The 19,904-nt window shown below is 62.4% G+C and carries 20 protein-coding genes; 13 read left to right on the plus strand and 7 right to left on the minus strand.

Features of this window, described 5'->3' with window-relative positions; genetic code table 11:
- Positions 1-3 precede the first annotated feature (3 nt).
- Complete coding sequence (locus SFHG_RS03010; protein WP_042433216.1) at positions 4-1,074, minus strand: site-specific integrase; 1,071 nt, start codon at positions 1,072-1,074, stop codon at positions 4-6.
- Between the two features lies 1 nt (position 1,075).
- Positions 1,076-1,279 carry a hypothetical protein gene (locus SFHG_RS03015; protein ID WP_042433219.1) on the minus strand — a complete coding sequence of 68 codons (204 nt, stop codon included), beginning with the start codon at positions 1,277-1,279 and terminating at the stop codon, positions 1,076-1,078.
- A 140-nt stretch (positions 1,280-1,419) separates the two neighbouring features.
- Here SFHG_RS03015 and SFHG_RS03020 point away from each other — a divergent pair, with 140 nt between their 5' ends.
- Positions 1,420-1,833, plus strand: coding sequence for a helix-turn-helix domain-containing protein (locus SFHG_RS03020; protein ID WP_042433222.1), 414 nt, complete (start codon positions 1,420-1,422; stop codon positions 1,831-1,833).
- Between the two features lie 617 nt (positions 1,834-2,450).
- On the opposite strand, the gene guaA is transcribed toward SFHG_RS03020, so the two are convergent.
- A complete protein-coding gene (gene guaA / locus SFHG_RS03025) occupies positions 2,451-4,046 on the minus strand; it encodes a glutamine-hydrolyzing GMP synthase (RefSeq protein ID WP_042433225.1) in 1,596 nt (531 codons plus the stop codon).
- A gap of 345 nt (positions 4,047-4,391) precedes the next feature.
- On the opposite strand from guaA, the gene SFHG_RS03030 reads away from it, so the two are divergent.
- The 5 genes from SFHG_RS03030 (at position 4,392) to SFHG_RS03050 (ending at position 10,270) form a co-directional block, all read left to right on the plus strand.
- Positions 4,392-5,393, plus strand: a complete 1,002-nt coding sequence (locus SFHG_RS03030; RefSeq protein ID WP_042433228.1) for an undecaprenyl-diphosphate phosphatase — start codon at positions 4,392-4,394, stop codon at positions 5,391-5,393.
- A gap of 71 nt (positions 5,394-5,464) precedes the next feature.
- Complete coding sequence (locus tag SFHG_RS03035) at positions 5,465-6,403, plus strand: AEC family transporter (RefSeq protein ID WP_052297780.1); 939 nt, start codon at positions 5,465-5,467, stop codon at positions 6,401-6,403.
- 180 nt (positions 6,404-6,583) lie between these two features.
- Entirely contained in the window at positions 6,584-6,865 is a 282-nt protein-coding gene (locus SFHG_RS03040) for a chorismate mutase (protein ID WP_042433231.1), read from the plus strand.
- Positions 6,862-7,665: a 3-deoxy-7-phosphoheptulonate synthase gene (gene aroF / locus SFHG_RS03045; RefSeq protein ID WP_052297781.1), complete on the plus strand. Its 804-nt coding sequence runs from the start codon at positions 6,862-6,864 to the stop codon at positions 7,663-7,665. The genes SFHG_RS03040 and aroF overlap by 4 nt, the downstream gene beginning before the upstream one ends.
- Before the next feature lie 208 nt (positions 7,666-7,873).
- Complete coding sequence (locus SFHG_RS03050) at positions 7,874-10,270, plus strand: ATP-dependent helicase (protein ID WP_042433234.1); 2,397 nt, start codon at positions 7,874-7,876, stop codon at positions 10,268-10,270.
- Positions 10,271-10,367: 97 nt separating this feature from the next.
- Here SFHG_RS03050 and SFHG_RS10570 read toward each other — a convergent pair whose 3' ends face one another.
- Complete coding sequence (locus SFHG_RS10570; protein WP_155815085.1) at positions 10,368-10,505, minus strand: hypothetical protein; 138 nt, start codon at positions 10,503-10,505, stop codon at positions 10,368-10,370.
- Between the two features lie 24 nt (positions 10,506-10,529).
- Entirely contained in the window at positions 10,530-10,982 is a 453-nt protein-coding gene (locus SFHG_RS03055) for a hypothetical protein (protein ID WP_042433237.1), read from the minus strand.
- 440 nt (positions 10,983-11,422) lie between these two features.
- Between SFHG_RS03055 and SFHG_RS03060 the strand changes: the two genes are divergently transcribed.
- Entirely contained in the window at positions 11,423-11,689 is a 267-nt protein-coding gene (locus SFHG_RS03060; protein WP_042433241.1) for a type II toxin-antitoxin system Phd/YefM family antitoxin, read from the plus strand.
- Positions 11,682-11,945 carry a Txe/YoeB family addiction module toxin gene (locus SFHG_RS03065; RefSeq protein WP_042433244.1) on the plus strand — a complete coding sequence of 88 codons (264 nt, stop codon included), beginning with the start codon at positions 11,682-11,684 and terminating at the stop codon, positions 11,943-11,945. The genes SFHG_RS03060 and SFHG_RS03065 overlap by 8 nt, the downstream gene beginning before the upstream one ends.
- A gap of 10 nt (positions 11,946-11,955) precedes the next feature.
- Here SFHG_RS03065 and sdaAA read toward each other — a convergent pair whose 3' ends face one another.
- The gene (sdaAA, locus tag SFHG_RS03070) at positions 11,956-13,581 is read right to left on the minus strand and encodes an L-serine ammonia-lyase, iron-sulfur-dependent, subunit alpha (RefSeq protein WP_042433247.1); all 1,626 of its coding nucleotides are present in this window, start codon (positions 13,579-13,581) and stop codon (positions 11,956-11,958) included.
- 1,114 nt (positions 13,582-14,695) lie between these two features.
- Here sdaAA and SFHG_RS03080 point away from each other — a divergent pair.
- Positions 14,696-15,634, plus strand: coding sequence for a manganese-dependent inorganic pyrophosphatase (locus tag SFHG_RS03080; protein WP_042433253.1), 939 nt, complete (start codon positions 14,696-14,698; stop codon positions 15,632-15,634).
- Positions 15,635-15,874: 240 nt separating this feature from the next.
- Here the strand turns inward: SFHG_RS03080 and SFHG_RS03085 are convergent, their stop codons facing one another.
- Positions 15,875-16,750 carry a LysR family transcriptional regulator gene (locus SFHG_RS03085; RefSeq protein WP_042433255.1) on the minus strand — a complete coding sequence of 292 codons (876 nt, stop codon included), beginning with the start codon at positions 16,748-16,750 and terminating at the stop codon, positions 15,875-15,877.
- Positions 16,751-16,897: 147 nt separating this feature from the next.
- Between SFHG_RS03085 and SFHG_RS03090 the strand changes: the two genes are divergently transcribed.
- The 4 genes from SFHG_RS03090 (at position 16,898) to rpsG (ending at position 19,894) form a co-directional block, all read left to right on the plus strand.
- Positions 16,898-17,227, plus strand: coding sequence for a hypothetical protein (locus tag SFHG_RS03090; RefSeq protein WP_042433258.1), 330 nt, complete (start codon positions 16,898-16,900; stop codon positions 17,225-17,227).
- Between the two features lie 169 nt (positions 17,228-17,396).
- Positions 17,397-18,509, plus strand: coding sequence for a M20/M25/M40 family metallo-hydrolase (locus SFHG_RS03095; protein WP_042433261.1), 1,113 nt, complete (start codon positions 17,397-17,399; stop codon positions 18,507-18,509).
- Positions 18,510-18,931: 422 nt separating this feature from the next.
- Entirely contained in the window at positions 18,932-19,303 is a 372-nt protein-coding gene (rpsL, locus tag SFHG_RS03100) for a 30S ribosomal protein S12 (RefSeq protein ID WP_042433264.1), read from the plus strand.
- 120 nt (positions 19,304-19,423) lie between these two features.
- Positions 19,424-19,894, plus strand: coding sequence for a 30S ribosomal protein S7 (rpsG, locus tag SFHG_RS03105; protein WP_042433267.1), 471 nt, complete (start codon positions 19,424-19,426; stop codon positions 19,892-19,894).
- Positions 19,895-19,904: the final 10 nt, after the last annotated feature.

A 19,904-nucleotide genomic window follows, 5' to 3' on the forward strand; every position in this document is an offset into this window, starting at 1 on the left:
TTCTTACCCCCTCGCCCCGTCGAGCGCGGCGGCCATCTCGTCCTGCTTCGTGGGGAACAGGTGCGCGTAGCGGTAGGTGATGTCAACCGCCTCGTGGCCCATGCGCTCGGCGATGGCAAGCGCGGAGAACCCCATCTCGATCAGCAGGCTCACATGGCTGTGGCGTATGTCGTGTATGCGGATGCGCTTCACGCCAGACGCCTTGCACCCGCGCTCCATCTCATGGGCCAGGAAGTGCTTGGTCACGGCGAACAGGCGCTCGTCGGGGGCGACGTCGTCGCGCATCTCGATGAAGTCCGCCATCTCGTCGCGCAGGAAGGCGGGCATGACGATCGTGCGCACCGACTTGGGCGTCTTGGGGTCGGTCACGGTGTCCATGCCGTGGAGGCTCTGGTACGACTTGTTGATGCGCAGCCGCGAGCTCTCCAGCATGAAGTCGGACGGCGTGAGCGCCAGGAGCTCGCCGCAGCGGATGCCCGTCCAGTAGAGCAGCTCGAAGGCGTGGAACGAGAGAGGCTTGTCCATGATGGCCTCGCTGAACCTCAGGTACTCGTCCTTGGTCCAGAACTGCATCTCGCCGCCCTTCTTCGACCCTATCTTGTCGACCCTGCGCACCGGGTTGTCGGTGAGGCCGTAGTAGCGCTCGGCGTGGTTGAAGATGGCGTTGAGCTGGTTGTTCACCGTGCGCAGGTACGTCGGCGCCCAGGGCTTCCCGTCGGCGTCCCGGTGCTCGGTGAGCTCGTTTTGCCACCTGATGACGTCGATCGGCCTCACGTCGCACATGCGCATGTCCCCGAAGAACGGCACGAGCTTGTCGTTGATGATGTACTCCTTGGTGATCCACGTGTGCTCGCGTATGCGCGGCTTCACCTCGGAGGCGTACACCTCGACGAACTCGGAGAACGTCATGTCCATGGCCCCGCCGTTAAGGCTCTTGAACTGGCTCTCCCACACTGCGGCCTCCACCTCGGAGGAGAAGCCGCGCTTCGTCTTGTGGCGCTTCGAGCCGCGGGCGTCGCGGTAGTAGCACTGCACGTAGAACGTGCCGTTGTTGTCATCCTTGTACACGGGCATGTCAGTCCACCTCCGGGAAGTACAGTGCGTCGAAGACGTCGCTTCGGACGCGCCCGCGGATAACCACGCGCCCGCGCGCCTCCTGCTCGGCGTTTATCCTCCTGATCACCTCGTAGGCGCTGCCTTTCTTGATCCTCAGCAGCTCCGCGACCTCGTCGGCGTCTAGCATGTGAGGCCTCGGCGTCTTCGCCACCTTCTCGTCCATGGCTCCTCCAATCAACAGCGTACGTATATGTACGGTTTACAGATTGAGAGTAAACGTACGCATCCGTACTGTCAATAGAATTGCGTACATTTGCGTACGCTGATAAGATGTGCGGGTACGTAATTCCAGGAGGAGGGCGCATGTCCGTAGGCGAGAACATAAGGCGGTACCGCAAGTTGCGCGGCATGACGCAGGCGCAGCTCGCCGAGGCGGTCGGTCTGACCGAGGGGGCCGTGCGCCATTACGAGAGCGGCATCCGCGCCGTCAAGCCCGAGCTGCTCGAGTCCATCTCCGCCGCGCTCGGCGTTTCCGTCAACGCCCTCAAGGATTACGGCGTCGAGACCGCGGGCGACCTCATGTCGCTGCTCGTGCGGCTCGAGGACTCCTTCGGCATCGTTCCCGCAGCCGACGGCTCGGGCCTCTCCCTGAACCCCAAGGCGCCGCACGCTCCCAAAGCCGCGATGGCGATCGAGCTGTGGGCCGAGAAGCGCGCGCAGCTCGAGAACGGCGAGATCGACGCCGACGAATACGAGGGCTGGAAAGCCTCGCTGTAGCGGCTCCCCGCATTTCGCAACCAGCGCAACCGAATCAGGACGCCAGGCTAGGCGGTGAGCTCCGCCCGCTCCTGCGTCTGCTGAGTTTTTACTCCCCATTGCATGTCAAGGCATTTTCGGCGCTCCTGGGGAGTAAATGACGCGGTGGCTTATATGACGGCACGCGACAGCACGCCGCGGCATTTCCCCTGATTACTCCCGTTTTCCTTGAGACGGTGAGATTCTTTACTCCCCATTAACGACCTGGGGAAACGCCGTGCGGAGACCGCCGAAAAGCCTATTGAGTTCGATTTGAGTTTCACGGGCCCCGAAACGGCCTCGTTTCGTCCTCGGGGACAAAAACCGCGCGTCTACTCATTTGGGATGAATCCTTACTCCCATTCCTCCGAATACCGCCCAGTGCTTTGCCGTCTTGAAATACGGGGAGTAAATGGCGAAATCGCAGGTGAAAGGGAGTAAATAGGCAAAGAAAAAGCCTCCGTTCCAACATGGGAGCGGAGGCTAGATTATCGTATTTACTCACCGCCGTCGCCGGTGGCTTTGCCATGACTGTCGTACGAAACGAAACTCAGCGGCACAGCGCGGCACTCAAAAATGCAGGTCAGAACCCTATCGGCCTACTCCCACTCGATCGTCGCGGGGGGCTTGGGGGTGATGTCGTAGCACACGCGGTTGGCGCCCGGCACCTCGGCAACGATGCGGCTGGAGATCTTCGCCAGCAGCTCGTAGGGCAGCTTCGCCCAGTCGGCGGTCATGGCGTCGGAGCTTTCCACGGCGCGCAGGATGATGGGGCGCTGGTAGGTGCGCTCGTCGCCCATGACGCCCACCGATTTGATGTCGGGGAGCACGGCGAAGTACTGCCAGCAGCTGTGCTCGCTGTTGCGCTCGCCGGTCTCCTCGAATAGGCGCTGGTTGTACGCGTCAAGCTCCTCGCGCACGATGGCGTCGGCGTTCTTCAGGATCTCAAGCTTCTCGGGGGAAACCGCGCCGATGATGCGGATGGCAAGACCCGGGCCGGGGAAGGGCTGGCGATGCACGATGTGGTCGGGCAGTCCCAGCGCCGTGCCGAGCGCGCGGACCTCGTCCTTGAAGAAGTGGTCGAGCGGCTCGATCAGGTCGAAGTGCACGCCCTCGGGGAACGGGATGAGGTTGTGGTGGCTCTTGATGGTTGCCGCCTTGCCGCCCGTCTTGCGCGCGCCGGACTCGATGATGTCGGGGTAGATGGTGCCCTGGGCCAGGTACTTCACGCCGTCGAGCTGCTGGGCCACGGTGAAGAACTCCTCCCAGAACTGCGTGCCGATGATGCGGCGCTTCTGCTCGGGATCGGTGACGCCGTCGAGCAGCTTGGCGTAGCGCTCCTCGGCGTGAACGTGGATGAAGTCGACGTCGAACTGCTTGGTGAACACGTCCTCGACCTGTTCGGGCTCGCCCTTGCGCAGCAAGCCGTGGTTGACGAACACGCAGGTCATCTGCTTGCCGACGGCGCGTGCGCCCAGCGCGGCAACCACGGAGGAGTCGACGCCGCCCGACAGGGCCAGGATGACGCGGTCGGAGCCGACCTTCTCGCGGAAGTCGGCGGTCAGGGTTTCCACCAGGTTGTCCATGGTCCAGTTTGGCTCAAGGCCGCAGATGTCGAACAGGAAGTTCTTGAGCATCTGGTTACCGAACTCGGTGTGCTTGACTTCGGGATGGAACTGCGTGGTGTAGATCTTGCGCTCGGGGCACTCCATGGCGGCCACGGGGCACACGTCGGTGGAGGCGACCACGGTAAAGCCGGCGGGAACGTCCTTCACGGCATCGAAATGGCTCATCCACACGGTTTGATCGGCGGGCGTGCCCGCGAACAGCTGGCCGCCGGTGACGTGCAGCGTGGCGGGGCCGTATTCGCCCACCTCGGGGTGGTACACGCTGCCGCCCAAGGTGACGGAGGTCACCTGATGGCCGTAGCAGAAGCCCAAGATCGGCACGCCCAGCTCGTAGATGGCGGGGTCGACGCGCGGAGCGTCCTCTGCGTTGACGGAGGCCGGGCCGCCGGACAGGATGATGGCGGCGGGCGCCATCTCACGCACCTCGTCGGCGGTGATGTCGCACGGGACGATCTCCGAGTACACGTTCAAATCGCGCACGCGGCGGGCGATCAGCTGCCCGTACTGCGCGCCGAAGTCGAACACGACGACTTTCTGGTTGGTGGAACTGGACGATGCGGTGCTCACTAGAAGGCTCCTTCTTCGGTTGTATCATGCTGCCCGGTCGCGCTTGCGGCTGCACTTTTGTCTGCGTATTCGTATCAACGATTGTACAGTAAGCTGCGCTAATCCATACCTGTCGGCTGTGCATCTTCAATACAACGCTACGCAAGGCCCATGTTATCGCCTGCGTTTTGCCCTTCCAATATCAAATGCAGGTAAAGAAAACGTGCGCCCGCTCTGGTTTATCGGGTCGACCGAAGTTCGCGGCCTGCGTGGCGCTTCGCTGCCTCCTACAATTTCGAATCCGTGCGGCGTTGCGGGCTTATCCGGCTTGCGTCTGCACGCGTACGGCTCACCGAAAGGCGGAACATGATCATCGAAGCGTTGAAATCCCTCCTCATCGGCATCGTCGAGGGCGTCACCGAATGGCTGCCCATCTCGTCGACGGGCCATATGATCCTCGTCGATGATTTCGTGCAGCTCCAGGTTTCCCCGGAGTTTCTTGCGCTGTTTTTGGTGGTCATCCAGATCGGCGCCATCCTGGCCGTGCTCACGCTGTACTTCCACAAGCTCAATCCCCTGAGTCCGCGCAAAAACGCCGACGAGAAGCGCGCGACCTGGCGGCTGTGGGGGATGGTGGCGATCGGATGCATCCCGGCGGCTGTCGCGGGCATCTTGCTCGACGATTGGGTGAACGCTCACTTCTACAACAAGGTCACCGTTGCGGCCATGCTTATCTTGTACGGCGTGGTCTTCATCGTCATGGAGGGCCGTAATCGCCGTCGCATGCGCCGTGCCCGTGCCGCGGTGCGAAACCAGGCGCGCGCTCGCGTCGAGCAGCCTCCGGTCCCGCGCGGCCGCCATGCCCGCGTGCAGGTTCCGTCCCGTCCCGTGCCCGCTCATGCCTGCGCCGTCGACCTTGACGCCGCGGCCGAGTGCGGCATCTTCCGTATCGCCGATGTCGACGACGTCGATTGGAAGACGGCCCTGAAGATCGGCTGCTTCCAGGTGCTCGCCATCGTCCCCGGCACCTCCCGTTCGGGCGCCACCATCATCGGCGGCATGCTGTGCGGCTGCAGCAGGACGGCCGCGGCGGAGTTCACGTTCTTCCTGGCAATCCCCATCATGTTCGGGTGGGGCCTGGTGAAATGCATCAAGTTTGCCGCCGCGGGCCTTGCCATGACGACAACCGAGGCGGTCGTTCTCGCAGCGGGCGTGGTTTCGGCGTTCGTCATGTCCGTGGTGTCCATCAAGTTCCTGATGGGGTACATTAAGAAGAACGACTTCACGGCGTTCGGCTGGTACCGTATCGTGGTGGGCGCGCTGGTGCTCGGCGTCTTCGCGCTGCAAACCGCGGGCATCCTGGCGTAACGGCCCGCGCCCGGCGCTTCCCGCCCCACTCCGTGAGCTCACGCAATGCGCAGGGAAAGGGAAGGGAAGCGGTGCTTAGCCAGTTCAGCAGCATCTTCACGCAGATGGTGGCCCTGTTCGCCGCTATAGGCGTCGGCTATATCTGCAAGAAAACGGGCGTTATGGACGCCGATTTCGACAAGAGGCTCTCGGGGCTTGTCCTGAGCGCCACGTTGCCTGCGCTGATCTTGGCGTCGGTGCTTAACGTGGATAGCTTGCCCGATCCCGTGCTTATGGCCCAGATCATCGGGCTTTCCGTGCTCAGCTATGTGCTGTTCATCCCCATCGCCTATATCGTCACCTACGTGCTGCGCATCCCCGACGGCCGTCGCGGCGTGTACCGCTTCATGCTCATCTTCGGCAATACGGGTTTCATCGGCTACCCCGTGCTGTCCGCCATTTTCGGCCCGCAGACGGTTGTATACGCGGTTGTGTACAACATCGTGTTCAACATGCTGTCGTTCACCTTCGGCGCCTGGCTCATCGCGTCGGACAACGAATACGGCGTCAAGGTGCGTATGAGCTGGCGCGATTTCGTCACACCCTGCAACATCGCCACGCTTGCCACCATGGCGCTGGCGTTTTGCGGCGTGCATGCCGTGCCCGTGGTCGGCCCCGCGCTTTCCACCATCGGCAGCTTCACCACGCCCGCCACGCTGCTCATCGTGGGTTCGTCGCTGGCGAACCTTCCCGCCGCCAAGCTTATGGGCACCCCTCGCCTGTGGATTGCGTGTCTGGTGCGCATGGTGGCCATCCCGCTGTTCATCTTCGCCGTCATGCGCCCTCTTGCCGGCGGCGCGCTGCTGGGGGTGGTCGTGGTGCTGGCGGCCATGCCCGTGGCCACCAACGGCACCATGTTCTGCTATCAGTACGGCGGCGACGCCAAGACCATGGCGCAGGGCACCTTCATCACCACCGTCTTGGCGCTGGTCACCATCCCGTTGTTGGCAACGTTCTCGGCCGTCTTGTAGCCGGGACGGGGTGCTTGGCCCATTTACCTACTTTATTCCTCAGATTTTCCCGAATCGGCATGTGGTTTTGCTATCATGATGCGCACACGAGGGCCGCTTTCGTCCTGCACGGCGCGCGTCTGGTACTCGACGCGCCGCGCGGCCATGCTCGTTACCGCTCAAGAACAGGAAGGAACGCCGATGTCTGATCAGAACAGCTCGTTCGAGCAGATCCAGGAACATCGTGCAAAGATCGACGAGCTTGACCGCCAGATCGTCGCGCTGCTCAACAAGCGCGCCGGTCATTCGCTGGTCATCCGCGGCCTGAAGCCCGGTGCGCACCTGGGTCTGTACGACCCCAAACGCGAAGAGGAGATCTTCGAGAAGGTGGATAGCTATAACGAGGGCCCGCTCTATAACGATAACCTCCGCGAGATCTACGGTACTATCCTGAAAGTCATGAAGGAGACCCCGTCAGCATGAGCGAGCAGAGAATCGAAGCGAAACTGCCGGATTACGGCACCCGTACTGACGAGATAACCATCTACGCCGGCCCTTGCTCGGTCGAAAGCGAAGAGCAGTTCTTCGAAGTGGCCGAGTGCATCAGCGACCTGGGCCTTACCTGGATCCGCGGCGGCGCGTACAAGCCGCGCACCAACCCGCACAGCTTCCAGGGCCTTGGCGAGGAAGCCCTTAAGATCATGAAGGCCGGCGGCGAGAAGTACGGCCTGAAAACCCTTACGGAAGTCATGGACTCCGAGCACTGCGAGCTGGTGCATTCCTATGTGGACGGCCTGCAGGTGGGCGCCCGCAACTTCCAGAACTTCAGCCTGCTGAAAAACATCGGCAAGGTCACGAAGGACTCCCACAAGATGGTGCTGTTCAAGCGCGGCTTCGCGGGCACCATCGCCGAGTGGCTGGCGGCTACGGACTACATCACCATGGAAGGCAACGACAACGTGGTGTTGTGCGAGCGCGGCCTGCGCACGTTCGAGACGGCCACGCGCTTCACGCTCGACATCTCGGCCGTGCCCGTCATCCACAAGCAAAGCCTGCTGCCCATCTGCGTGGACGTGTCCCATCCGGCCGGCGTTCGCGACCTGGTTCCCAGCCTGGCGCGCGCTGCAGTGGCCGTGGGCGCCGACTCCATCATGATCGAGGTGCACCCCAACCCGCCGGCGGCGCTTTCCGACGGCCCGCAGCAGCTGACTCCGGCGCAGTTCCGCGTCCTGGTCGAGGAGCTGCGCGAGATCGCCGCGGTGTTCGGGAAGAAGATCGTCTAACGGTCGCGAAGCGTTTTGCATAATGTAACGAAGGCGGATCGGGAAACCGGTCCGCCTTTTTTCGTGTGCGGAATCGAACATCCTCTGGCCATGCTGTGCACGCTTGGCGCGGATAGGGCGCACGCCGCTCGGAAGCGGTACAATCATCAGTCGCGCCTTGTGCGCCCTGAACTTGCAACCGCACGTGAACATCATGTTAGGAAGCCCTATGCCCGTCGACATCACCACGCTCAACGGCCCCCAGCGTCAGGCCGTCGAATGCACCGAAGGCCCGCTTTTGGTCTTGGCTGGTGCTGGATCAGGCAAAACGCGCGTGCTCACGTACCGCATCGCGCACATCCTGGAGGATTTGAACGTGGCGCCATGGGAGATCTTGGCCATCACGTTCACCAACAAGGCGGCCGCCGAGATGCGCGAGCGCTTGCAGGGCCTGGTCGGCCCACGCAGCCGCGGCATGTGGGTGTCCACCTTCCACAGCATGTGCGTGCGCATGCTGCGCGCCGACGCCGAGCGCCTGGGATTCTCGAAGAGCTTCACCATCTACGACACCGACGATCAGAAGCGCCTGTATAAGGAAATCATGGCCGAGCTGGACATCGACCCGAAGCGTTTCCCGATAAACGCCCTGATGAACCGTATTTCCACGGCAAAAAACGAGCTGAAGGTGCCCGGTAACTTCGCCAAGGAGGCCAACGACCCGGTGGGCAAGGTGGCCGCGCGCGTGTACGAGAAGCTGCAGGAGCGCTTGAAGCAGGCCAACGCCTTCGATTTCGACGACTTGCTGTTGTACGCGTACCTGCTGCTGAAGAACCATCCCGACGTGCTCGAGGCCTATCAGCTGCGCTTCCGCTACATCATGGTCGACGAGTACCAGGACACCAACCACGCCCAGTACGAGATCACGCGCCTTCTGGCCGAGCAGCACGGCAACATCATGGTGGTGGGCGACGACGACCAGTCCATTTACAGCTGGCGCGGCGCCGACATCCGCAACATCTTGGAGTTCGAGAAGGACTACCCACAGTGCACCACGGTGAAGCTGGAGCAGAACTACCGCAGCGTGGGCAATGTGCTGGCGGCGGCCAACGCCGTCATCGCGAACAACCAGCATCGCAAGGTGAAGAAGCTGTTCACCGACCAGGAGGACGGCGAGAAGATCCACGTGTACATGGCCTCCGACGAGCGTGACGAGGGCCGCTGGATCGCCGGCGAGATCGAGAAGCAGCGCCAGAAGGGGCTGTCCTACAACCAGGTGGCGGTGTTTTACCGCACCAACGCCCAGTCGCGCATGCTTGAAGATATGCTGCTGCGCGCCGGCGTTCCGTACCGCATCGTCGGCGGCACGCGATTCTTCGACCGCGCCGAGATCCGCGACGTCATGGCCTACCTTACGCTGGTGGTCAACCCCGCCGACGACATCGCGGCCAAGCGCGTCATCAACACGCCGCGCCGCGGCATCGGCAAGTCCACGGTGGAGCGCATCGAGCAGTTCGCGCGCGAGATGGACATGACGTTCATGGAGGGCGCCGAGATCGCCATCGCCGACCCCGAGCTGCGTGCCGCCACGCGCCGCAGCGTAGGGGAGTTCGTGCAGATCATCAAGGACGCGCAGTCCTACTCGGGCGACCTGCGCAAGTGCATCGAAGCCGTCATCGACAAGTCGGGCCTGATCGGTGCCTTGCAGGCCGAGAACACCGACGAGGCGCGCGGGCGCGTTGAGAACATCCAGGAGTTCCTGTCCGTTGTCGATGAGTTCGTGGACACCCACGACGAGGAGGATGCCGACTACGCCGCCCCCACGGTAGGCGAGCAGGGCGGGGAAAGCGAAGGCGCCGCCGAGCCCGTGCGCGTGCTGCGCGGCGATTCGCTGGCCGACTTTTTGGAGTGGGTGCGTCTGCGCACCGACCTTGACACCATGGACGAGGACGGCCAGGCGGTCACCATGATGACGGTGCATGCCTCGAAGGGCCTGGAGTTTGACTGTGTGTTCGTGGCGGGCATGGAGGAGACGCTGTTTCCGCATATGAACAGCGTCGGCGATGCCGCCGGCATCGAGGAGGAGCGCCGCCTGGCCTACGTCGCCATCACGCGCGCCCGCAAGGTGCTGTTCCTCACCTGCGCCTACACGCGCCAGATTTTCGGCCAGACGCAGGCGAACCCCGTCTCGCGCTTCATCCACGAGATCCCCGGCGAGCTTCGCCAGACCATGGGCGTGGGCAGCCAGGGCTTCTCCGGCACCGGCTGGGAGAAGCGCGGCAGCCGCAAGGGCATCTCCGGCAGCGGCGTGGAAGCCGGCGGCGGCCGCGTGTTCGGCCGCTCGAGCGCCAGCGCCCCCGGCGGCAGGTCCGAGCGCGAGCGCCGCGAGGTGCGTACGAATCGTATCGGCGCAGGTCGTTCCGTGTCGGGCGCCTACGTGCGCCCCGGGGCGGAGAAGAAGGCGGCAGCGAAGATGACCTTCGCCGCAGGCGACACCGTCGATCACAAGACGTTCGGCCGCGGCAAGGTGACGAAGGTGGACGGCGACACGCTCTACGTCCGCTTCTCCAAGTCCGGCCAAACGAAGAAGCTGCTGAAAGATTACGCGCCCATCGTCAAGATCGGGTAGGGAAGAGCCAACGGGCCGCGTAAACAGAACGATGCACTCTTGTGCGTTGCATGCTTACGCACAAGAGTGCAGCTTTTGGCGAAGGTTTTATTCATCGCTACTTTTCTTTGAGCGTGTAGTAACCAAATACAGCGCCGCAGGCAAGCATTGCCATTCCGGCAAGGTATTGTCCGTCGCTGATTAGCTTGATGCTCAATGCTGCCCAGAAAACCTCTAGCGCGAGTACGAACCCCATGGTGCCTCCTATCTAGCGATGCAGTTATAGTTGAGGCATTGCTTTGCCAAGCATCTTCCCTAACTTTTGAAGCTTGAACGGGGCCTTAATGGTTCTAAGGAGGCTACCCGATTCAAAATCATCGATTACCTCAACTAGTTGCGGCTTAATCTTCGGAATGTCGGATTTGACAGTTGGCCAGAGCTTTTCAATCATTGCGCGGTCGTTGTCGCTTGCGTCTTCGTAAGAAACAATGCTGCTTGCGATGGTCGCGATAAGAATATTGTTAACAAGCGTTTGGTTACTTTTGAGGTATCTAACCTCTGCTGGCGTTAAATCGCTTAGGTCGATATCTAGCTCATCGCTGAGTGCGGCATATTTTCTGATTTTCTGTTCGTCTGTGGAGTTCATATTAAACGCCTCACTACGTTTACTGCTTTTTATTTCGTTCTTGTTGAGCTTTCTCAAGGAGACATGCTTGTCTTTGCGGTGAGACATACCAGCCTCCTACGAAACAAATGAGCAGGCAAATTATGCCAATTGGAAGACATGGGATTCCCATGAAAGACCATCCCAAGATGCCGAGTATCGTCATGATTACACCGACGAATCCTAGAAATGAAAACATAGTCCCTCCTTTTTGTTGTGGCCATTGACCAGCTGGTCAATGTTCTTTATCTAACGATAAAGAACAGCATGTCATCACTGCCTTCGTTCGCGTAACGAACGCTCTTTGGTGTGGTGTGATTGCTTGTGAGATTGTAGAAAGTCGGTTGTTTCGGGGCTTTGTTATCAAGTTCGCGGTGTTCGTGCTCTGGGTGTTGGAATCATCTGCAATTTGGTAAAACGCCAGCAGACGTTATATGCTTGCGATTTTCTAGCTGCTTTCGTAAAATGCCTATATCGTACAAAAAATTGTACAGCTAAGGAGGCTTCTCATGGAGGCGGTTGCTTATTCGACGTTTCGTAAGGATTTGCGGGCATATTTGGATAAAACTCGCGACGATGCCGCTCCGTTGCTGGTCACCAGCAAAGACCCAAGCGCGAATGTGGTTGTCATGAACGCCATGGACTACGATAACCTTATCGAGAACCTAGAAATTCAGTCGAACGCGCGATTAATGAGCAAAATCGAGCGCGGTATGAAACAGTTTGCGGAAGGGCGCGGCGTAAGTCACGAACTTATTGAGGTAGACGATGCCTAAGCTTTGGTCAGATGATGCTTGGGAAGACTATTTGTGGTGGCAATCCCAGGACAAGCGCACCCTCAAACGCATCAATAAGCTGGTGGAAGATGCCCAGCGCAATCCATATGAAGGCCTGGGCAAGCCCGAGAAGCTCAGGGGTAGCTTGTCGGGCTTATGGTCAAGAAGAATCAACGAAAAGGACCGCCTTGTCTACGATATGCAAGGCGATACCATTCGCATTTACTCAGCAAGAAGCCACTATTCGGATAAATAGCGGCTTCTCCTTACTTCCCGCACATGTGCGATTCGCACCAGGCGCAGGCGTCGGGGGTTGCCGCCAGGCCGCCCAGGGCCGATTCGCGCAGCTCGAAGGGAAGGCTGCGGCCCACCTTGTACATGGCCTCCGCCGTTTGGTCGAAGCCCACCAGGTTGCCGATGCCCGCAAGCGAGGTCTGGGCGCTCACCAGCGCCGTTGCCGCGCCCGAGGCGTTGCGTTTCTGACACGGCACCTCCACTAGGCCGGCAACCGGGTCGCACACCAGGCCCATCATGTTGGTGAGCGCGTTGCCGGCGGCGTTCAAGCATTGCTCGGGCGTGCCGCCTTCAAGCTCCACGCACGCCGCCGCGGCCATCGCCGCCGCCGAGCCGATCTCGGCCTGGCAGCCGCCTTCGGCGCCGGAGACCGTGGCGTTGCGGGTGATCAGGTAGCCCACGGCGGCGGCGCAGGCAAGCGCGTGCTGCAGCTGCTCGTCGGAATATCCCTTCGCCTTCTGCAGGGCCAGCAGCACGCCGGGGATGACGCCGGCCGATCCGGCGGTGGGGGCCGCCACGATGCGGCCCATGGAAGCATTGGTCTCCAGCACCGCCATGGCGTAGGCGGCTGCGCTGGCGATGGGCTCGCCGAGCACGTCGCCAGCCGAATCGCGCACCTTCGCCATGCGTTGCGCCTCTTCGCCCAAAAGCCCGCCCATGGATGCGGCCGGTGCGTCGAGCGGCAGGAACGCGGCGTCTTTCATGACGCGCAGCGCGTAAGCGAGATACGCGCTCGTGCCGTCGGCATGCCCGCCTGCCTGCTGCACGGCGGCCTCACGGCGCAGGAACACCTCGGAGATGGCGGCCTTTTGAGCAGCGCAAAGCGCGAGCAGCTGCGTCCCGTTCGTGAAATCGAGCGCCCGCAGACGCTCGAGCGCCGCTGCTTGCTCGGTTTCCCCGATGGCAGCCTGCGCTTGGCCGAGCGAGGCGGCGGGGATGACGCGCACGCCGCGGATCAGCGGGTTTTCCAGAATAGCCGTCTGCGCATCGTCGTCGATGCGCTGGTCGGTCTCGAGCACGGTCCATGCCGTGTCGCCACGCTGCTCGCGGTACAGGCGGGCCGTGGCGATGTTGACGCCGTGCGCCGAAAGGCTGGTGGCGATGTGCGCGAGGACGCCCGGCAGGTCGCGCTGCTGCACCACGATCGAGTGGTTCTCGCCGGTGATGTAGACGTCCACCCCGTCGATCTTGCGGATAACCGCCGCGCCGCCGCCTATGCTTTCGCCGCGCACTTCCATGCGGCCGCCTTCAGCGGTGTCGATGACGATATCGATGGTGTTGGGGTGCTCGTAGTCGTCGCAGTCGGGCAGGGGGGTGAATGTGAAGTCGAGCCCTGCCTCGCGGGCGTGCGCGAACGAGCTGCGGATGCGCAGGTCGTCGGGCGCGAAGCCGAGCATGCCGGCGACCAGGGCCTTGTCGGTGCCGTGGCCGGTCAGGGTGTGCGCGAAGCTGCCGAGCAGGCGGAACTCCACGTGCGCCGGCAGCTCGCCGGCCAGCTTGCGCGCCATGTACGCGATGCGCAGCGCGCCGGCGGTGTGACTGCTCGACGGTCCCACCATCACCGGCCCGATGATATCGGTCAGCCCAATCGTTTCCATGCCTGCTCCTTCGCCCTCGTCGCCTTATGCGGTCGTTTCCGTTTCCGTACACTATACCGGCTTGCCGCCGGCGCGCGTAGCCGTTTACGCACGGTTAACGGTTCCAACATGTAGAGGAAGCCGTGCTTGGTTCCGTGTCGTTTGCATAAGCCCTTCGAGCTCGGCGCCGTGCCCTCGCCCTGGGGGGCGCGCGATGCGAAAAACCGTCGGTTTTGGTCGCTGGCGGTCAAAACAGACGGTTTTTCGCGGTCTCGGAAGTGGGAAATGGACTTTTTTATCGGTTGTTTGCGTAGGGGCTTTCCGATAGCGCAAATAATCGTGTGTTTTGGCCTTGGGGCTGCGAAGAATCGCCAATTCTGACCACGGCTGGGCAGAATTGGCGATTTTTTGCCGTGAGAACTCGCTGTTCGGTTCGGTTAACGATTCGGGGCCCGGTTTTCGTCCTGGCGTGCGCTGGGGGTGGTGCCACGGTGGCGTCCCCCAGACGGTGGGCAGATCGGAAACCCTGCCCTCGACACCTCACATTACCTGGCTGTGGTCTCCGGGCCCGGCGGCTTCCTGTCAGTCGTTCGGATCAGCGAGCGTCCTCGGCGGCAACACCTCCCCGGGCCCTCGAGGGGCAGGGGCAGAGGGCCATCCGGGGATGCTCGATCGGCGGCCCCCTCGCGGCTTGGCCGAACTGTGGGCCATGTGCCGAATACTCGCCACCGAAGTTCATCGGCGGCTTATCTCTGACTGTAATGGACGGCAGACAGACCTTGCGTCATCCTTCGGCCGCGGCTTGGGCAGCATGTCGCCGCCCCTTGCGGTCGTTTTCGTTTCCGTACACTATATCGGCTTGCCGCCGGCGCGCGTAGCGGTTTACGCATGGTTAACGGTTCCAACACGTGGAGGAAACCGCGGTCGCGGGCATCGCGGCTGCATAGCGGTGGTCGTGGCGTGCGGCGCCCGGCGGCCGTTTGCGCTCGGTTCGTGGCTGTTCGCTAGGGTTTTGGGCATGTGCGCCAAGCGAGGTTATAATGGTTGGTCGGCGTCGCGTCTTTTGTGAACGCTTCGCCGAAAAGGGTAGGACGATGAAGGCCGGGCGTAACCCGGCTAGCGAAGGAGCGATCACATGGCGGCACCCATCCTGGTGTTCGGTCACAAGAACCCCGACAACGATGCCATCAGCGCAGCTGTTGGCTATGCGTACCTGAAAAACGAGCTGGCCAAGCGCGCCGGTTCCGACGCCGTCTACGAGGCGTGCCGTCTGGGCGGCCTTCCGCCGGAGACCGAGTGGATCTTGGGCGAGAACGGCATCGAGGCGCCGCGTCTGATCGAGTCCCTTTCCGAGGGCCAGCAGGTCATCCTTGTCGACCACAACGAGACCCTGCAGTCCGCCGACGGCCTTGACGCCGCCGAGATCGTCGAGATCGTCGACCATCACCGCCTGGGCGGCCTGGTCACCGCGCAGCCGCTGCGCTTCAACGCCAAGCCCGTGGGCTCCACCGCCGCCATCGTGGCGCGCGAGTTCGAGATCGAGGGCGTGGAGCTGCCGCGTGGCATCGCCGCGCTGCTGCTCGGCGCCATGCTCACCGACACCGTCATCATGAAGTCGCCCACCACCACCGATTTCGATCGCGACATCATCGCCCGCACGGCCGCTGCCGTGGGCGTCGACCCGGTCGAGTACGGCATGTCCATCTTCAAGTGCCGCTCCAACCCCGCCGAGCTGCCCGTCGACAAGCTGGTCAACGCCGACGCCAAGGAGTTCGAGCTGTCCAACGGCAACAAGGTCTACATCGGCCAGTATGAAACGGTCGACCTGCAGGCCGTGCTCGGCCGCGAGGCCGAGATCCGCGAGGCCATCAAGGGCCTGGTCGCGGACAAGGGCTACCAGTTCGTGCTGTTCTTCGCCACCGATATCCTGGCCGAGGGCAGCCAGTTCATCTGCGAGGGCGACACCGACTTCGTCAACCGCGCCTTCGACATCGACTGCACCGGCAAATCCGTCTGGATGCCCGGCGTGCTTTCCCGCAAGAAGCAGGTGGCCGCACCCATCCTGGCGCTCTAACCCTGCGTTAGCAAACGTCATCGCGAAAGGAAGCCCCCGCGCAACCGCGCGAGGGCTTCCTTTCGCTTCCGGACGCATTGCGCGCCCGCTCGCCGACGCTCGGACGCTTCGGGGACGTAGCGTTATCTGTCAGGTTTCGTCCCGCACTGCCTTCGCCTGCCGGTCTCGCCTATCTTGCTGCGCGATCCTCGCATCCCGGTCCCGGGTGCCCGGCCTTTGCTTGCGGGACCCATACGCCGCTTATGAGTCCGCTTCGCCCATGCGCCGTCTTATGAACTCCAGCAGGAACGCGTGGAACTCGGCGGCTTTCTGGCCGAACGGGTGCTTGGCCGTCTCCACCACGATATCGCGCGCGAACCCGGGATCCGCGATCGGCACCAGCACCACGTCCGACCCCTCCAGCGCACCCCAGCTGCGTTCAGGCCAAAATCCCACGCCAAGCCCCAGCGCGATGAACTTGCGCACCACATCGGGGCTGTCCGACTCGAACACCACGTTCGGCGCGAACCCCGCCTTCAGGCACAGCTCGTCGCACACGCCGCGGAACCCGCGCGTTCCCGCCAGGCACACGAACGGCGCATCGGCGAAATCCGCCAGGCAAACCGACTTACCCTTTGCCTGCTCCTTGGGGATGGCCAGGCATATGCGTTCGCGGAACACCTGGGATGTGCGCGCATCCGGCTTGCCGCCGCCCCCGGGCGTCACCGTGCGAACCCGCACGTCCCAGCGAGCTTCGCTGTTCGCTTGGTTGATAACGAAGGCGGCCTGCGGAACCGTCGCGCGAAACACCGCGATGGCGTCGACCGTCATGGATGTTGCGGCTTCGACGTCGATGCGCACCGTGTCGCGTTCTTGGCCCTTCGCCTGTGCAATGGTCTGGGGAATCTCGTCGAACGCGGCAAGCAACGGCGCTACTTTGGCCTCAAGCGCCTCGCCGCAGGGGGTCAACCTGATGTTGCGCCCGGCGCGCTCGAACAGCTTCGCATCCAACTCGCCCTCAAGACGGCGGATGGCCTGCGTCAGTGCCGGCTGAGCCACGCCAAGGCGCTTCGCCGAGTTCGTCATATGCTGGGTTTGCGCCACCTCGTGAAAATAGCGCAGCTGCAACAGCTCCATGCGCACCTCCTTCAACCTCAATGTGACGATAACGCGCAGATTATGGAAAACGCTTAACCTATAACGTTGACTGTTTTACCATAGCAAATCGCCGAGGGCGTGCACCCGCGGCGAACCTGCAGAATACCACCAAGGGAGATGACGGAAATGGCAGAGGCGCTTGAGGCGATCATGCTCATTTGCTTCGGGCTTTCGTGGCCTATGAACGCATACAAGAACTTCAAGGCCCGTACGGCTGCGGGAACCAGTTGGCAGTTCATCCTGCTGATCACGCTCGGCTATTTCGCTGGCATCGCCGCGAAGTTCGTGTCCGGCACCATCAACTGGGTGCTTGCCGTGTATTTCCTCAACGTCGTCTGCATCGCCGCAAATTGGGTTGTGTACTTCCGTAACTGCGCCATCGACCGTGAACGCGATCGACTGCGCAAAGAGGAGGACGCGCAGGACGCCATGGCGCAAGCGCATGCCGCGCGATAACGGCGCCTTCCCGCGCCGCGTGGTCGTTTCAAGCATTCCTTGCGTTCGCGCGGGCGCTGGCCTATATCTATATATGAACCATTTCGGAAAGCCGCCTGAGCGCGGCTTTCCGCGTATCCCGGCGAATCGGCATCCCGATTCGCCGACATGCTGACTGAAAGGGGAGCCTGTGAAGCCCGACCGCCTGCTCGATTTGTTCTGCGAACTTGCGCGCATCGAAAGCCCGTCGCGCCGTGAGGCCGTTATGGCGAAACGGTGCAAGGCCGAGCTGGAGGACCTGGGGTTCACCGTCCGCTTCGATGATTCCGCGGAACGGACCGGTTCCGACACGGGCAACCTGATCGCTTTCCGCGCCGGCATCGTTCCCGGCGCCGTGGCGTTGTGCGGGCATATGGATACCGTGCGCCCATGCAAGGGGATCGAGCCCGTGGTGGAGGGCGGCGTGATCCGCAGCGCGGGGGATACCATCCTCTCTGCCGACGACAAGGCTGGCGTGGCCGCCATCTTCGAGGGAGTTCGCAGCCTCATCGAAGCGGGGGAGGCGCTTCCGGATGTGCATGTCGTCCTGACCACGTGCGAGGAAATGCACCTGCTGGGCGCCGGCGCTCTCGATGTCTCGTTCCTGTCGGAAGGCACGCCGTGCTATGTATTGGATGCCGACGGCGATCCGGGCACCATCATCAACCAGGCGCCGTGCCACTGCACGTTCACCGCAACCTTCCGCGGAAAGTCGGCGCATGCCGGCGTCGAGCCCGAGCGCGGCGTCTCTGCGCTTGCCATGGCGGCGCAGGCGGTCTGCCATATGCCCTTGGGGCGCATTTCCGCGCATACCACGTCCAACGTAGGCGTCATCGAGTGCGACGGGGCCACGAACGTGGTGCCTGGCACCTGCTGGCTGTCGGGTGAATGCCGTTCCACCTCCCTTGAGCGCGCCCGTGCCGAGCGCAGCGCCATGGACGAGGCCATGCGCGCGGCCGCGGCGCAGGCCGGCGGCAGCGTCGACATCGAGTGGCGCACCGACTACCTGCCTATCTCCTACGCCTCCGATCACCCGTTGGTCGAGGGCGTCATGCACGCGGCCCGGGCGGCCGGGTTGCGTCCACGCCTTGCCGCATCCGGCGGAGGAGCGGATGCGAACATCTTGGCGGGACGCGGAGTCTCGGCGATCACGCTTGCCACGGGTATGGCCAACTACCATTCCTGCGACGAATACATCACCGTCGACAACTTGAACGGCTGCGCGCGCCTAGTCGAGCGGCTCGTGCTCGAGGCTCGCAAATAGCGGATCGGCCGTGCCTCGAGCGGTTTCGCCGACGGGGAAGGGCCCAGGGAGATGCTGCCGGCGTCCGTGAAACGTTGGTTTCATGCCCGTTGCAGGGCTTGCGGGGATGCGCGACGACCATGCCGATGAGGACCCCGCACCGATTCGCAACTTTTGCAACAACTTTTCGCGAAATTGTGTGCAAAACGTGCATCGCAGATCATTAAAACGTTGCATGACCTGCCAAAACACGGTAAAATACCAATAGACACGCCCGGGTGCGTGGCGTTTGACAGCCCCTATACCCGGTGATAAAGTTCCAACTCGCGCTCCGAAAGGGGCAGGGTTTTCGCGTGCGTATCAGCTGAACGCACTTGGAAACCCAAGAGTAATGCGGCGGTGGTCTCGTACACCGCCGGAGGCAAATATAGAAGGAGAAGATTTTGCCTACCATCAACCAGCTGGTCCGCAAGGGCCGCAAGAAGTCGGTCGACAAGAAGAAGACGCCGGCTCTGAAGGGCAACCCGCAGAAGCGTGGCGTGTGCACCCGCGTGTACACCACCACCCCCAAGAAGCCGAACTCGGCTCTGCGTAAGGTCTGCCGTGTGCGCCTGGTCAACGGCATGGAGGTCACGGCCTACATCCCCGGTATCGGCCACAACCTGCAGGAGCACTCCATGGTGCTCATCCGCGGCGGTCGTGTTAAGGACCTCCCCGGTGTGCGCTACAAGGTCATCCGCGCCGCGCTGGACTGCGCCGCCGTGGACAACCGCAAGCAGGCTCGCAGCCGCTACGGTGCCAAGCGCCCGAAATAAGTAACCGCTAAGCCGCGCGGGTTGCATGAAAGCGCCTCTCCCGAAAGGGTCGGGAAGGCGGCAACCTAATGGGAAGGAGAAAGCTTCCCCGAAGCGCGCAGGAATCAGAAGGAGTTTTACATGCCGCGTCGTGCAGCAGCAGTCCGCCGTGAAGTTCAGCCGGACGCCGTCTACAACAACCGTCTTGTCACCCAGTTGATCAACAAGATCCTGCTGGACGGCAAGAAGTCCACCGCCGAGGGCATCGTCTACGGTGCTTTCGAGCTGGTCCAGGCCAAGACGGGCGAGGATCCGCTGGCTATCTTCAAGAAGGCCATGGACAACGTCCGCCCCACCCTCGAGGTCAAGCCGAAGCGTGTCGGCGGCGCCACCTACCAGGTGCCCATGGAGGTCAACTCCCGCCGCGCCACCACGCTGGCCATCCGCTGGATCGTGGACTTCTCCCGTAAGCGCAAGGAGCACACCATGAAGCAGCGCCTGGCCGCTGAGATCATGGACGCCGCCGAGAACACCGGCGCTTCCGTGAAGAAGCGCGAGGACCTGTATAAGATGGCCGAGTCCAACCGTGCGTTCTCGCACTACCGCTTCTAGGGCGTGAACT

Source organism: Senegalimassilia anaerobia JC110, assembly GCF_000236865.1.
GTDB classification, from domain to species: Bacteria; Actinomycetota; Coriobacteriia; order Coriobacteriales; family Eggerthellaceae; genus Senegalimassilia; species Senegalimassilia anaerobia.

What these genes read in the sequence shown, in the direction of transcription:
- SFHG_RS03055 (WP_042433237.1), bottom strand. Translation starts at nt 10,982, where the DNA reads ATGTCTCACCGCAAAGACAAGCATGTCTCCTTGAGAAAGCTCAACAAG.
- SFHG_RS10570 (WP_155815085.1), bottom strand. Translation starts at nt 10,505, where the DNA reads ATGGGGTTCGTACTCGCGCTAGAGGTTTTCTGGGCAGCATTGAGCATC.
- SFHG_RS03010 (WP_042433216.1), bottom strand. Translation starts at nt 1,074, where the DNA reads ATGCCCGTGTACAAGGATGACAACAACGGCACGTTCTACGTGCAGTGC.
- SFHG_RS03080 (WP_042433253.1), top strand. Translation starts at nt 14,696, where the DNA reads ATGGCGGCACCCATCCTGGTGTTCGGTCACAAGAACCCCGACAACGAT.
- SFHG_RS03050 (WP_042433234.1), top strand. Translation starts at nt 7,874, where the DNA reads ATGCCCGTCGACATCACCACGCTCAACGGCCCCCAGCGTCAGGCCGTC.
- SFHG_RS03060 (WP_042433241.1), top strand. Translation starts at nt 11,423, where the DNA reads ATGGAGGCGGTTGCTTATTCGACGTTTCGTAAGGATTTGCGGGCATAT.
- SFHG_RS03090 (WP_042433258.1), top strand. Translation starts at nt 16,898, where the DNA reads ATGGCAGAGGCGCTTGAGGCGATCATGCTCATTTGCTTCGGGCTTTCG.
- SFHG_RS03020 (WP_042433222.1), top strand. Translation starts at nt 1,420, where the DNA reads ATGTCCGTAGGCGAGAACATAAGGCGGTACCGCAAGTTGCGCGGCATG.
- SFHG_RS03065 (WP_042433244.1), top strand. Translation starts at nt 11,682, where the DNA reads ATGCCTAAGCTTTGGTCAGATGATGCTTGGGAAGACTATTTGTGGTGG.
- rpsG (WP_042433267.1), top strand. Translation starts at nt 19,424, where the DNA reads ATGCCGCGTCGTGCAGCAGCAGTCCGCCGTGAAGTTCAGCCGGACGCC.
- SFHG_RS03085 (WP_042433255.1), bottom strand. Translation starts at nt 16,750, where the DNA reads ATGGAGCTGTTGCAGCTGCGCTATTTTCACGAGGTGGCGCAAACCCAG.
- aroF (WP_052297781.1), top strand. Translation starts at nt 6,862, where the DNA reads ATGAGCGAGCAGAGAATCGAAGCGAAACTGCCGGATTACGGCACCCGT.
- SFHG_RS03015 (WP_042433219.1), bottom strand. Translation starts at nt 1,279, where the DNA reads ATGGACGAGAAGGTGGCGAAGACGCCGAGGCCTCACATGCTAGACGCC.
- sdaAA (WP_042433247.1), bottom strand. Translation starts at nt 13,581, where the DNA reads ATGGAAACGATTGGGCTGACCGATATCATCGGGCCGGTGATGGTGGGA.
- SFHG_RS03030 (WP_042433228.1), top strand. Translation starts at nt 4,392, where the DNA reads ATGATCATCGAAGCGTTGAAATCCCTCCTCATCGGCATCGTCGAGGGC.
- SFHG_RS03040 (WP_042433231.1), top strand. Translation starts at nt 6,584, where the DNA reads ATGTCTGATCAGAACAGCTCGTTCGAGCAGATCCAGGAACATCGTGCA.